The organism is Litorimonas taeanensis (assembly GCF_003634015.1).
GTDB lineage: Bacteria > Pseudomonadota > Alphaproteobacteria > Caulobacterales > Maricaulaceae > Litorimonas > Litorimonas taeanensis.
Map to the genome: position 1 here is coordinate 885,808 of NZ_RBII01000001.1, position 13,218 is coordinate 899,025.

At 45.0% G+C, this 13,218-nt stretch carries 12 protein-coding genes; 3 read left to right on the plus strand and 9 right to left on the minus strand.

Annotation, left to right across the window (positions count from 1 at the left end; translation table 11 throughout):
• Position 1: 1 nt before the first annotated feature.
• Together DES40_RS04135 and DES40_RS04140 are read right to left on the minus strand one after the other, a co-directional pair.
• Positions 2-1,597, minus strand: a complete 1,596-nt coding sequence (locus DES40_RS04135) for a serine hydrolase (protein WP_121099280.1) — start codon at positions 1,595-1,597, stop codon at positions 2-4.
• On the minus strand, positions 1,594-2,508 hold the full coding sequence (locus tag DES40_RS04140; protein ID WP_121099281.1) for a Gfo/Idh/MocA family protein: 915 nt from the start codon (positions 2,506-2,508) through the stop codon (positions 1,594-1,596). Before DES40_RS04140 ends, DES40_RS04135 begins: the two co-directional genes overlap by 4 nt.
• Before the next feature lie 244 nt (positions 2,509-2,752).
• Between DES40_RS04140 and DES40_RS04145 the strand changes: the two genes are divergently transcribed.
• The gene (locus DES40_RS04145) at positions 2,753-3,025 is read left to right on the plus strand and encodes an HU family DNA-binding protein (RefSeq protein ID WP_121099282.1); all 273 of its coding nucleotides are present in this window, start codon (positions 2,753-2,755) and stop codon (positions 3,023-3,025) included.
• A gap of 96 nt (positions 3,026-3,121) precedes the next feature.
• On the opposite strand, the gene DES40_RS04150 is transcribed toward DES40_RS04145, so the two are convergent.
• Positions 3,122-4,507, minus strand: coding sequence for a class II 3-deoxy-7-phosphoheptulonate synthase (locus DES40_RS04150; RefSeq protein WP_121099283.1), 1,386 nt, complete (start codon positions 4,505-4,507; stop codon positions 3,122-3,124).
• A 150-nt stretch (positions 4,508-4,657) separates the two neighbouring features.
• Here DES40_RS04150 and DES40_RS04155 point away from each other — a divergent pair, with 150 nt between their 5' ends.
• Positions 4,658-5,866, plus strand: coding sequence for a M24 family metallopeptidase (locus DES40_RS04155; protein ID WP_121099284.1), 1,209 nt, complete (start codon positions 4,658-4,660; stop codon positions 5,864-5,866).
• A gap of 25 nt (positions 5,867-5,891) precedes the next feature.
• Here the strand turns inward: DES40_RS04155 and gyrA are convergent, their stop codons facing one another.
• Positions 5,892-8,651 (minus strand): DNA gyrase subunit A, encoded by a 2,760-nt coding sequence (gyrA, locus tag DES40_RS04160; RefSeq protein ID WP_121099285.1) that lies wholly within the window; start codon positions 8,649-8,651, stop codon positions 5,892-5,894.
• A gap of 208 nt (positions 8,652-8,859) precedes the next feature.
• On the opposite strand from gyrA, the gene DES40_RS04165 reads away from it, so the two are divergent.
• Complete coding sequence (locus DES40_RS04165; RefSeq protein ID WP_121099286.1) at positions 8,860-9,405, plus strand: superoxide dismutase family protein; 546 nt, start codon at positions 8,860-8,862, stop codon at positions 9,403-9,405.
• A gap of 10 nt (positions 9,406-9,415) precedes the next feature.
• Here DES40_RS04165 and DES40_RS04170 read toward each other — a convergent pair whose 3' ends face one another.
• The 5 genes from DES40_RS04170 to ssb form a co-directional block, all read right to left on the minus strand.
• The gene (locus tag DES40_RS04170; protein ID WP_121099287.1) at positions 9,416-10,795 is read right to left on the minus strand and encodes a DUF2330 domain-containing protein; all 1,380 of its coding nucleotides are present in this window, start codon (positions 10,793-10,795) and stop codon (positions 9,416-9,418) included.
• Positions 10,770-11,657 (minus strand): RnfABCDGE type electron transport complex subunit D, encoded by an 888-nt coding sequence (locus DES40_RS04175; protein WP_170144874.1) that lies wholly within the window; start codon positions 11,655-11,657, stop codon positions 10,770-10,772. Before DES40_RS04175 ends, DES40_RS04170 begins: the two co-directional genes overlap by 26 nt.
• A gap of 138 nt (positions 11,658-11,795) precedes the next feature.
• Complete coding sequence (locus DES40_RS04180) at positions 11,796-12,218, minus strand: DUF6691 family protein (protein ID WP_233345409.1); 423 nt, start codon at positions 12,216-12,218, stop codon at positions 11,796-11,798.
• On the minus strand, positions 12,211-12,636 hold the full coding sequence (locus tag DES40_RS04185) for a YeeE/YedE family protein (protein ID WP_121099289.1): 426 nt from the start codon (positions 12,634-12,636) through the stop codon (positions 12,211-12,213). The genes DES40_RS04180 and DES40_RS04185 overlap by 8 nt, the downstream gene beginning before the upstream one ends.
• Positions 12,637-12,668: 32 nt before the next feature.
• Entirely contained in the window at positions 12,669-13,169 is a 501-nt protein-coding gene (gene ssb / locus DES40_RS04190) for a single-stranded DNA-binding protein (protein WP_121099290.1), read from the minus strand.
• Between the last annotated feature and the right edge of the window lie 49 nt (positions 13,170-13,218).

Consider the following 13,218-nt stretch of genomic DNA (forward strand, 5'->3'; position numbering starts at 1 on the left):
GTTATTCCACAATGCTCTTTTGTATTTTCAAATGCGTTTCACCTACCTGCATCAGAGCGGCTGAGCCATAATATTTCGTGAACTCAGGGGTAAATATTCCCGCAGCAACCGCTGGGTCAGTTTGTACTAAAGCCTTTGCCTCTTCTATAGTCTCTACGTTAAAAATATATAGGCCTCGCTTATTCCCGCCTTCAATAAAAGGACCTGATAAAACGAGCTTTTTCTCATCAGCAAGGCGTTTCATATTTGCAAAATGACCTCGGAAAATTTCGCTACGTTCCTTTTCATCAGAAATAACAGCCTCTCCCGTTAGAAGAACCGCCATTACATATGGCTTCATCCCGTATTCGTCCGCCCCTAACTCTGCCGCCAATTCTGCATCATAATCAGGTTTCGAAGTATAAAAGGCCGCCAAACTCCGAAACATGTCAATATTATCGTTAATTGATGTCTGACCGCTCTTTCCGTTCTTTTCAAACGTGCGGTGAGCAGCATTTTTGGCAATCACAAGGTTAGCTTGAGGGTTTACATAAATATATTGCCCATAAATCCCCACGGCGAAATAATCGCCAGCATTCGGCCCTTTTTGAGGCATTGGCACCCACCATTGATAACCATAACCAGTACCGCGGTCGGGGTGAAATATAGGAGAATGGTTGGTTGTAGACTCACCTACCCATTCGGCGGGGATGATCTGTTCACCTTCCCATTCACCATTTTGTAAAAACAATTGACCAAATTTTGCGTAGTCACGTGTTCGTAAGTTTAATCCACCAAGAGCAAAAGCTACGTCTTTACCATCAGTCAAATAATATGGTGCCTTGCCGAAACCAAGTTTCTCACCATAGGTCTCTTCGAATAGTTTATGAAGGCTTTTTCCTGTAGCCGCACGAAGTGCCATCGCAGCGACATGCGTATCAATAGATACATATTGCCAGCCCGTGCCAGCTTCATAATCACGCTCACTTAAACTTGCTGCATATTTATCCATAGAACCACCAAGCCCTAGGACACGGCCCATATCGTTAATATCGGATTTTGGGTCCATATAGTCTTCATTGAACCTAACTCCACTAGACATGTTCAAGACATTGGCAAGACTTACCCCTTCATAGGCAGAGCCAATTAGCGACGGTACATATTTTTCAACAGGGTCATTCAGGCTCTCAATTTGACCATTAGCAATCGCATTACCGTAAAGTCCCGACATAAATGATTTCGCCACGGACCAGCTAATCCGCAAGTCATCTCTGGTAGTCCCTTTATAATAACTTTCATGAATAAGCTTACCATCTTTAATAATTACAAGGCTCGTCGTTTCTAGTTCGTCTAGTACATCAAGTAGCTTTCGCTCTTCCCCTGCAATTTCAACAGTCTGAGGCAGGCTCTTAATGGATTCAGGCCAAGTCTTTGACGGCCCAACCATCAAGTCATGATGTAGGAATGCTGCATCCATATGGGAAAAGTTTTGAACAATCTTATCTTGGTCAAACAGACTGTTAACAGTCATCAATCGTTTAATTTTCGTGATATTCAGAGCAATCAACACACCTAATATAAGAACAATGACCGAAATAATTTTTAAAACTGTTCTCACTCAAACTCTCTCCCATCGATATTTATAGCTATTCGTGCGGCCTCATACCCATCTTTCGCTGTGACACTGACTGGTGAGCCTTCTAATACAGCAGAGATAAATTGTTCAGTAGCGGCCCCCAAACTGTCTTTTGCCGAAGGATTATCACCAAAATTAGTATCAAGCTTAAAAGGTGTATTATGCTGTAAGGTCTTCTTACCGAAGTCGATAAGGACTGTGCCAGAAGGGTATTGAATAGTCATTTGTCGCCCAACTTCATCAGCAACGCGAGAGGCCGTTAATATAGCGCTACCTGATTTATACGTTAATTCCGCTCTTGCACGATCGGGTCTTGGGGTATTAACAGTTTCAGACGTCCCACTTATGCTGTGAGGAATATCACGCATCAGCATGCAGCATAAATCAATATCATGTGTCATTAAATCTAGCGTAACAGAGGTATCACCGCCACGACGAGAGAATGTTGATTTCCTAATGCCAACTATCTTTTGTGGTGTCTCATCGACCTTATCTAGACCTATTGCCCGAATGACGTAACGTTCCTGATGCCCAACTTGTACAACACGGTTACGCCCCTTTGATAAAGATAATATTTCTTCGGCGTCTTTAATCGAGGTCGCCATAGGCTTTTCGATAAGAACATGGCAATCTGACTTTAATGCATTAATGGCCGAAGGGCCGTGATTAACAGCTGGGTTTGCTAGGATAATGGCATCACATACGGAAAATAGCGCTTCCTCAGTTTTAAAATCGATTGTGCCATATTTCTCTGCTAATTCTTGGCGTTTTTCTGGATTGGGATCATATACGCCAACAAACGTCACCTTTGGGTGGCTCGCAAGCTTCCCAGCATGATAGCCTCCAAAGACACCTGCACCTAGAAGCCCTACTTTTAATCGTTTTTGAGTCATACTCTCTCTTTGGAGGTTAAAACTTAGAATGTCAGCAGAGAATCACTTTAAATGATTCGTCGCTATTATTTGAAATTTCAGTTTTTTTACGTTGGGAATGTGGGTATTTCTCAGCTTTTACATAAAAAACTGACCAAAAAACCCAGTAAAACAGGGTTTTTAATGACTCATTAAGTAAAACCCTTACTTTGCTATCCAAGGCTCCATCACATCGAATGGACCCATGATAATAGGGAGACCCATCATGAATAAAAAAGAACTTGTCAGCGCAATTGCTGCACACACAGATTCAACACAATCAGCCGCTGGCGAATTTCTTAACGCCTTCTGCGAAGTTGTTGTATCTGAAATGAAAAAAGGCGATGGATCAACAGTTGCGATTCCAGGTTTCGGTCAGTTTGTGGCCAAGCATCGCGCAAGTCGTGAAATGCGTAATCCCGCAACAGGTAAAATGATGATGAGCAAGGCCAAAACATCGGCTCAGTTCAAGGCATCTGCTGGCCTTAAAGACCTCTAACCCACATTAAAAGTTAGAATACTCTACCGATAAGGCATCGCCTTATCGGTATTTTTATGCCTGCTTCAGAGGTGTGATAGTCGAGAAGTCGCCCTCCTAGCTAGCTAATCTTACGCCCTCATCCTTGCGGTAACTTTTAAGCTCTTCTGCAATTTGGAAAGCCAATTCCAAAGCTTGAGTGGCATTTAAGCGCGGATCACAGTGGGTATGATAGCGTGAAGACAAATCTTCTTCCCGTACAACCTGAGCGGACCCACCTACGCATTCTGTCACATTTTGTCCCGTCATTTCAAAATGCACGCCGCCAGGCCAGCAGTTTTCAGAATGAAGAACTTGCATGAAGCCTTTGACTTCACTCAGAATATTGTCAAATGGACGCGTTTTATAACCCGTTCCAGTTTTGATTGTATTACCGTGCATCGGGTCGCATGACCAAACAACATGACGTCCTTCGCGCTTCACTGCACGCGCCAGAGACGGCAAGCCTTTTGCCACTTTATCATGCCCATACCGCGCAATAAGCGTGATTCGACCAGCCTCATTATGTGGGTTCAAGACATCCAATAGCTGCATGAGTTCATCGGGCTCCAACCCCTCACCCACCTTCATTGCGATTGGGTTATCAATTCCACGGAAAAACTCCACATGCGCATGGTCTAATTGGCGTGTGCGATTTCCAATCCAAAGCATATGTGCCGATGTATCATACCAACGTCCTGACGTACTATCGATACGCGTCATTGCCTCTTCATACCCGAGCAATAGCCCCTCGTGAGAGGTATAATAATCCGTTTGCGCCATTTGTGGTGTTGTATCCGGCGTGACACCACAAGCATCCATGAAGTCCATGGCGTCTGAAATCTTTTCAGCCATGACCTTATACTTCTCATTAGTTTCTGAACCTTCTACAAAGCCTAAATTCCACTGATGAATATTCCGCAAATTAGCATACCCCCCCATAGAAAAGGCTCTAAGCAGGTTTAGCGTCGAAGCACTTTGACCATAGGCCTTAATAAGACGGTTTGGATCAGGCACGCGGCTCTCCGGAGAGAACTCCATTCCATTAATATTGTCACCACGGTAACTCGGCAGTGTGATGCCATCACGAACTTCAACTGGAGAACTTCTTGGTTTACCAAATTGCCCAGCAATTCGGCCAACTTTAACAACAGGTTGTCCAGCCCCATAGGTAAGTACGACCGCCATTTGCATTTTAACGCGGAACATGTCTCTCAAATTATCAGGATGGAACTCTTTAAAACTCTCCGCGCAATCTCCGCCTTGTAGCAAAAAGGCTTTGCCCATGGCGACTTCACCCAAGCGCTGTTTTAGTTTTTGCGCTTCCCCTGCAAAAACGAGCGGCGGGTACCCTTTAAGCTCTGTTTCAGCATCTGCCAAAGCCTGAACATCCGGATAGTCATCTGGAATGTGTAAGGCTGGCATTCCGCGCCAACTTGAAGGGGACCAACGTTTCTGAGTCATAATGAGGCTTTTTTTACTAAATTCAGTCGTTTTACATAACAGTCTTGCAAAGATTTGCCTAGCAGAAGAATCGTACAGAAATATACAGCGATTTGCATAGCAAACGAAAAAATGTGCTATACTGACGATAATATTAGAGCGGAGCCCCATATGACCTTAGGTGTAGGCGGAAAAACAGCTGAACAGGCCCTAGCAACGCTTTCAGACATGACTGAGGGCGTCACCTCCATTTCTTATGATGAATATGCCGCCCGCATTGTCAAAGCACAGCGTTTAATGAACGAGCAAGGGCTAGAGGCATTATACCTCCACGCAGGAACCTCCCTCTATTACTTCACCGGCACACATTGGCACGGCTCAGAACGGATGGTCGGGGCTATTTTACTCCAACAAGGCCCTCCTATTTACATTGCCCCTGCATTTGAAGAAGGCACCTTGAATCAATTCATGACTATTAAAGGCGAAGTTTTGACATGGGATGAGCATGAAAGCCCTTACACATTGATAAGCCAGCATCTTGCGACTATGGGCATCAATAAAGGCGTAATAGGCATAGATGAAGCAACTCCTTTCTTCGTTTCTGACGGCATTGCAAAGGCTAGTCAGGCTTTTTCTTTCACAAATGGTGCCTCAGTTACTGCCTCATGCAGAATGATAAAATCGCCCGCTGAATTGGCCCTAATGAAACGGGCAAAAGAAATGACACTTGCTGTTCACAAGGCCACAGCCTCTATGCTGCGCTTAGGTATCTCAACGGAGGAAGTCGGCGATTTTATTGATGCAGCCCACCGTAAAGTCGGCGCACCTAAAGGATCTTACTTCAAGATTGTTCTCTTTGGGCAGGACACATCTTTCCCACACGGCGTTAAATCTCCCAAGTCATTAGAGGCCGGAGATATGGTACTCATAGACACGGGCTGCCAACTTCACGATTACATATCTGACATTACACGAACATATGTATTTGGCACGCCAACAGCCAAGCAAAGACAAGTGTGGGAAGCAGAGAAGGCCGCGCAGGCTAAAGCTTTCGAAGCGGCACAAATTGGAAAAAGGTGCGGGGATGTCGATTTAGCAGCCAGAAAGGAGCTTGAAAAAAGAGGCTTTGGGCCAGGCTACAAAACCCCAGGTCTTCCCCACCGTACAGGTCACGGAATCGGTCTCGACATTCATGAATGGCCTTATTTGAACTGGGGCGATAACACGATATTAGAAGAAGGAATGTGTTTTTCAAACGAACCCATGATCTGCCTCTATGGTGAGTTTGGAGTGCGGCTAGAGGACCATTTCTATATGGATAAACAAGGACCCGTTTGGTTTACGAAACCCAGCCGAAGCATTGATGCCCCGTTTGACTGAGTAGTTCAATTATATCGATACCAACTTATTCTGATGGGTGTTCTTCAGCAGAGGCATCATCGCTCTCATCGTCACTCTCAAGAATGCGTTCAACGGAGACGACTTTCTCACCATCTCTTGGTTTAATGACAGTAACGCCGCGTGAGCTTCTAGATACAATACGAATGTTGCGTACGGGACAGCGTATTAATAAACCACCATCAGTAACAATCATAATTTGGTCTTGCTCATCGATTGAGAAAGACCTGACTAATGCTGCGTCAGGCTCGCCTTTACGGCCAAGCTCTTGTGCAGTTACGCCTTGGCCACCTCGGTTCATACACCGGTAGTCATATGACGAACTCCGCTTACCAAATCCATCATTAGCGAGAGTTAAGAGGAACTGCTCGTTAGCTTGAAGAAAACCGAGACGTTCTTCATCAAGAGAAGTTTCAATATCAACATCTTCTTCATCGTCAGTTTCGTCACCTAAAGCACGACGCATCGCATTTGCGTGTTTCATATAGGCGCGCGCTTCATCAGTTTCTATATCCACATGCCGCAGAACCGCCATTGAGATAACTTCATCCCCTTCCGACAAACGAATACCACGAACGCCAGAAGAGGTACGACCAACAAAACGGCGAACATCAGTCGCCCGGAAGCGAATGGACTTACCTTGAGCGGAAGTAAGAAGGATATCATCTTCTTCGTTACAGAGGCGAACATCAACAATTCCGTCGCCTTCATCAGGCTTCATAGCAATCTTACCGTTGCGATTAACCCGTGTGAAATCCGAAAGAGAATTACGTCTTACACCGCCAGAACGCGAGGCAAACATAATATCCATATCAGCCCACTCTTCCTCGTTCTCTGGCAGAGCCATAATCGAGTTAATAGTTTCATTCTGATCTAGTGGCAAAAGATTCACGAGCGCCTTACCGCGGGTGGCAGGACCGCCAAGAGGTAGTTTCCAGACTTTAAGCTTGTATGCCATTCCAGTAGAAGAGAAGAATAGTACTGGTGTATGCGTACTCGCCACAAATACTGTCGTAACAACGTCTTCATCTTTGGTCGACATCCCTGAACGGCCACGTCCACCCCTGCGCTGTGCGCGGTATGTATCAAGTGGCGTCCGTTTTACATAGCCTGCAGACGTAACAGTAACGACCATATCTTCTACGGCAATTAAGTCTTCATCATCAAAATCGAGGTCGCCTTCCATAAAGATAGAACGGCGCGGTGTCGCATATTTCTCTTTAATTTCAGAAAGTTCGTCACGAATAATAGTTTGAACCCGCTCGCGGCTACGAAGAATATCCAGCAAATCAGTAATAAGCGCGGCTAACTTCTCGGCCTCATCTGTAATTTCATCCATCCCCAAAGCTGTTAACTTCAAAAGACGCAAATCAAGAATAGCTTTAGCTTGCTCTTCAGTGAGCTGTATTGTGCCATCATCGAGTAGCTTAGACCGCGGATCTGCAATAAGCTTGATTAGCGCTCCCATACTATGGGCCGGCCAAGTACGGTTCAACAGATTGCGGCGAGCTTCTTTAGGATTCGCTGAACCACGAATGATTTTTATAATTTCATCAATATTGGCAACGGCAGTTGCAAGCCCCACCAAGATATGAGCTCGGTCTCGGGCTTTCCCTAAGTCAAATTTTGTCCGGCGCGCGATGACTTCTTCACGGAACTCTAAAAAGGCAATCAGCATTTGACGCACATTCATTTGTTCTGGTTTACCGCTATTAAGCGCCAACATATTTGAACTAAAATTCTGCTGCAATTGCGAGAAACGGAATAACTGATTTAAAACTACATCTGGAACAGCATCTCGTTTAAGTTCGATAACGACACGCATACCAACGCGGTCAGATTCGTCACGTACGGCAGAGATTCCTTCGATTCGTTTTTCATTTACGAGCGCCGCAATTTTCTTAATCATCGACGCTTTATTTACTTGAAAAGGAATTTCCGTGACAACAATTGCCATACGGTCTTTGCGTATTTCCTCTATTTCAGTTTTGGCCCGCATTACAACGGATCCACGTCCGGTTAATACCCCCTGCTTTGCGCCGCCACGGCCCATGATAAAGGCACCAGTAGGAAAATCTGGCCCAGGAATAATTTCGAGGAGTTCAGTGTCGGGTAGATTAGCATCATCCATTAAAGCCAAAGTCGCATCAATGACTTCGCCAAGGTTATGCGGCGCTATATTGGTCGCCATACCAACAGCGATACCACCAGCTCCATTGACTAATATATTGGGAAAGCGCGCAGGCAAAACAACAGGCTCAGATTCTGAGGCGTCATAGTTATCCTGGAAATTTACAGTTTGCTTTTCAATGTCAGCTAAGAGCGACGCAGCAGGTCGATCCATGCGGACCTCAGTATAACGCATAGCTGCAGGTGGATCACCATCAACAGAACCAAAGTTACCTTGGCCATCTAATAATGGCAGGCGCATTGAGAAATCTTGTGCCATTCGCACTAGCGCATCATAAACGGCCGAATCCCCATGAGGGTGATATTTACCAATCACATCGCCAACGACGCGCGCAGATTTCTTGTAAGGCTTTTCACGAGTAAAGCCATTTTCATGCATTGAATATAGAATACGTCTATGCACGGGCTTCAAGCCATCACGCACATCTGGGATAGCACGAGAGACAATCACGCTCATAGCATAATCAAGATAGGAGCGTTTCATCTCCTCTTCAATTGTTATGAGAGAAACACCTTCAGGCAGTGGCGCAGCACTGTTTTCCTCATCATTTTCCGGGATATCATTTTCATCGCTCATTTTATGATCTCCCCTAAAAAAACGAGCCGCTCGAATCGTGCGGCTATCGACTATTTTTGTAGCATTTACGCAGAGTTACCGCAAATTATTAGGCAATAATCATCTTATAAAACCTTTTAATTTATGAAGCTTTTAATGAAGCATGTCGTTTGGGAACTTTATATGGTATAAACCATTCTATTGTTAGATATTTGCTTCGGAGAACAAGATGGCCATACATAAGTTATTACCACTTTCTGCACTCATAGTCCTCACGGCATGTTCAGGGAATAGTGAACCTACCAATAACAAAAATAATACGGCCTATATTCATGAAATTATTTCTCCCACAGGTGATGTGTTAGGGTCTGTCTCATTAAAAGACCTCGGGATGGGCGGCACCTCAGTTATGATTTCAGTGTCTGGTATTTCAGAAGGACAACACGCTATGCACTTTCACGAAGTTGGAAAGTGTGAAGGTCCAGACTTCAAATCTTCGGGCGGGCATTACAACCCCGATGGACGTGCACATGGCAAAAAAGTTGCCGACGGCCCTCACGTCGGAGATATGATGAATATTAACGTGGGTGCGGACCAGAAAGGTGAATTCATGATCGTTAATGAGCGTGTGTCAATTCATGGGGATCATGATTTACCCGCCCTATTCGATGCGGACGGAACGGCGCTAATATTACATGAAAAAGCGGATGATTATGAAAGCCAACCTAGCGGCGCCGCTGGCGCTAGGATTGGATGTGCCCTCATTAAACCTTAATCATTAGCCCTTATTCATCCCCGGGCCAAATTTTGTTCCACCATTTGGTGTCTTTAACGGGTTTAGAGACATCAAATTTTTGCCCCATTCCACTTTCCTTAATTTTGTCAAAGATATCCTCTCTTTGCCAGCCTGTTAAATTAGCCAGCGTTTTTACTTCTTCATCTTTGCGCTTGTTGACGCCTATCTTGTATTCTTTGGCGGCCTCACATTGCATTTCACCTTCAAAAGCATGGCGAAGAATATAGCGCCCTTGAAAATTTTGGCGATCCCCCGTGGTTTTGAATTTTAAGTCCTCCGGAAAGCTTTCGGCGTCATATCGTACATGCAGGCGCGTTACATATACATCCTGTGCCTGTGGCATTGGCCGCCCTCTTTGTAAAACATCTGCATCAGACGAATCATTAATCCAAAATACTCCAAGTTCTTGCAGTTCATCGCGGGAGAGAGGATCGGCTGCACAAGGGTCACACCAGTTCATATCCCAAGCATATTCCATAAAGACACCGTGCCCCCCTTCTCGTTCAGCCGCCGTGGCATACATATCTTTATAAAAACGCCCAAAATCGTCTTTTATAAAAATGGGTAATTCTTTGTCAGAGGGAATTTTTATAGTCCGATAATTCGTAGTCTCCACTTTACCTTTCCGGGTTAAGGCATAGACAAATAAATCTTGGTCACCTTTGGCATTCACTGTGCCAAGTCGGATGGGCAGCATAAACTTAGGACTTTCATAGGCCACGGCAATCGGGCGGAGCATTTCGCCACCTGCTTTAGCCTTTGCTTCTAAATTCACTTTCGCGACAAAGAACTTCATGTCTTGTTTGATGTAACTTCCGAGCGTTGATTTCGCTTTCTCAGGCACTTTATACCCATTGTTGTCTAGCCAGATTTGTAGACCATCGCTTTGGGACGCTGATAAAACGAGAATATCGTATTCACCGACCGAGAACTTTTCTTCGATTGTCACGCCTAAAGCTTCCGACGAGCTTTCCTTCTCAAGCACAGCACCGTCCATCATCGGGGCACTAGAAAAGACACGGTATTTTCGTTCATCACAGGGGTTATCATCAAAATATTCAACCAAACGGGGGGCGGTATAGGCATCAAGGTGTTCAAGCAAAGCAGGATCTGAGACATGGACTTGCTCTTTAGTTATCACTGTTGGCACAGGAATAACCATAGCAAACTCTGTCGGGTCGCCCTGATAATCATTCGCCATTGTAATCACTGTGCGATCCCCATCCCGAACCAACGCGACCTTAGAACTGGAATTGAACAAATCTGTTTCAGCCTTTGCAACATAGAACCCACAAAAAGCATTGGCCGCCGGGGCCAATCCAAGAGTTGAAAGGGCAAATACACTACTCAGCAGGTATGAAAGACGCATGATTAGTCTCCTTATTGATGTTTGAAGCTGGATTTGTTTCAGATGACTTGTGGCGGGGCCAAACATATTGATGGTTTTTAAAAACCCTATCGATAAGCGGTACGAATGGAGCCGTTAGAATAAGCCCAAGGATTATCCCTGCTGAATTATAAAAGCCGAATTGAATTGTGAAACCGATGATTGCCACGATAGGCGCATATATAAGCCGTCCACCCCTCGCGTCAGGCGTCGTTTTTGGGTCAGAAATCATAAAAAACGCAAAAATTAATAGGGCCCCACTTTGCATTTGGTGAACAGGTATCGTCATTGGGTCTCCAAGCCATAAAGCTCGAGCAAAAACCAAAACGGCATAACTTCCTAATAAAGCCAAACTTACATCCCAGCGCTTGGCTTTCCCTGTCACAACCCCACCCAAGCTTAAAAGTAATAAGGCAAAAAACGGCGCCTGCCCCCACTGCCCTGGTGAAATCCAAGCCGCGCTGAATAGAGTTGACAGAACAACTAAACCAAAATTGGCTGGATTGAAAATATGCTTACCATTCCAGCGCAATATGTATTTTGAAGAAATCGCTAATACACCTGCCGCGATAGATAGAGTTACCGACCCGGTCCGAAGTAATATGGTAAGTGATAGCGCAGAAATCAGCGGACTCCGAAGATCAAAGGGGCGCCCTAAGACTTTATCCGCTAAAGCTTGCGTGGTTAAAGTTGAACCAACACACCCAACCACGTGCCACCAAGGCAATTCAAATCCAAAATGAAATACCCCAAGAAGAATAAGAGTAGACAAAACGGCAATTTGGTAGTGTCGTGGGTCAGTGGATAGCCAATCCCGCACTATTATCCATTGTGTTTTGCTCAATGCTGACCCCATTTAATATATACAATTTAATAACGCCGCTAATTATGGCGAAACAAGGGCGCATGGACAGTTCATTACATGACAAATTGGTCATAACCGCATGAATTAACTGAGGTCGAAAATCTCTCTGAGACACGATTATTTACGAGTTATAACTCTAAATCCAACAATGGTAATAAGCATAGACGATAAAAATAATATGACGTTCAAACCTGCAAAAGTCAGGCCCGAAATGGCAGGCCCAGGACAAAGACCTACTAACCCCCACCCTATGCCAAACAAGACCGCCCCTAATATCAAACGCGCATCAATGTCTTGGCGCTTTGGCAATCTGAACTCTGAACTAAATAATGGTTTGGATGTTCTAAATATATATCGATAGCCAAAGAAAGTGTTGGCCAGAGCGCTGACCATAACTATTGCAAGGCTAGGGTCCCAATCTCCAGATATATCTAAAAAGGCAATGACCTTAGCGGGGTTGACCATTTGAGAGATTGTAAGCCCCACGCCAAACAATAGTCCCGCGAAAAAAGTCGAAATAGCGCTCTTCAAATCACCCACCAACAAAATGTTTAAGGATGAATACGGTCACTATACCGGTTATCATAAACGTCGCAGTCGCTATTAAAGATCGCATAGACAGGCGCGCATTACCACAAACGCCGTGTCCACTTGTACATCCACTGCCAAGCTGCGTTCCCAGTCCCACTAAGACGCCCGCTAGAATTAAAAAAGACCCTTGTACTGGAAATGTAACGTCCAAAAGCTCCTCGTTCCAGAAAGAAACAAGAGTAGGCCCTAAGATTAACCCTATTAAAAAAGATACACGCCAAAGCCTGTCATTTTTCGTCGCCGTAAATAATCCACCCAAAATACCACTAATGCCGGCAATACGACCAACGGACCACATGAGAAAGACAGCAGAGAGCCCGATCAAGGCTCCACCAACGCTCGCGGATATAGGGGTGAAATTTTCCAACGCAAACAGCTACCTAATGTTAAGCTGGCACCTTAAAACGGAATATCGTCATCAATTGCGAAATCCTCTTTCGGTCCTTCCATCGCAGAGGCTGAGCGCGAACCACCACCTTGATCCATATTACCGTAACCGCCGCGGTCTTGGTTATACCCGCCCCCGCCAGAAGAACGGCCACCGCCACTATCACGGCTATCTAGCATCGTCAGGGACCCATTAAAGCCCTGCAACACAACTTCTGTTGTGTATTTGTCATTACCGTCACGGTCCGTCCATTTACGAGTCTGGAGCTTACCTTCAATATAAAGCTTAGAACCTTTTTTAACATAACGCTCAATAACGCCGACAAGACCTTCGTTAAATACAGCAATATTATGCCACTCTGTCTTTTCCTGACGTTGGCCTTGCTTATCTTTCCATTGCTCTGATGTCGCAATTGAGAAGTTCGCAACCTTCCCACCATTTCCGAAAGTTCTGATTTCAGGGTCTTTTCCGACGTTGCCGATCAGAATAACTTTATTGACTGAGCCCGCCATAATTCACCTCTTGACGTTTTTGTTCTTTATATGTTCTATTGCTTATAGA

Coding starts and splice junctions, on each gene's coding strand:
- DES40_RS04140 (WP_121099281.1), bottom strand. CDS start 2,508: ATGACTCAAAAACGATTAAAAGTAGGGCTTCTAGGTGCAGGTGTCTTT.
- DES40_RS04145 (WP_121099282.1), top strand. CDS start 2,753: ATGAATAAAAAAGAACTTGTCAGCGCAATTGCTGCACACACAGATTCA.
- DES40_RS04150 (WP_121099283.1), bottom strand. CDS start 4,507: ATGACTCAGAAACGTTGGTCCCCTTCAAGTTGGCGCGGAATGCCAGCC.
- DES40_RS04155 (WP_121099284.1), top strand. CDS start 4,658: ATGACCTTAGGTGTAGGCGGAAAAACAGCTGAACAGGCCCTAGCAACG.
- gyrA (WP_121099285.1), bottom strand. CDS start 8,651: ATGAGCGATGAAAATGATATCCCGGAAAATGATGAGGAAAACAGTGCT.
- DES40_RS04165 (WP_121099286.1), top strand. CDS start 8,860: ATGGCCATACATAAGTTATTACCACTTTCTGCACTCATAGTCCTCACG.
- DES40_RS04170 (WP_121099287.1), bottom strand. CDS start 10,795: ATGCGTCTTTCATACCTGCTGAGTAGTGTATTTGCCCTTTCAACTCTT.
- ssb (WP_121099290.1), bottom strand. CDS start 13,169: ATGGCGGGCTCAGTCAATAAAGTTATTCTGATCGGCAACGTCGGAAAA.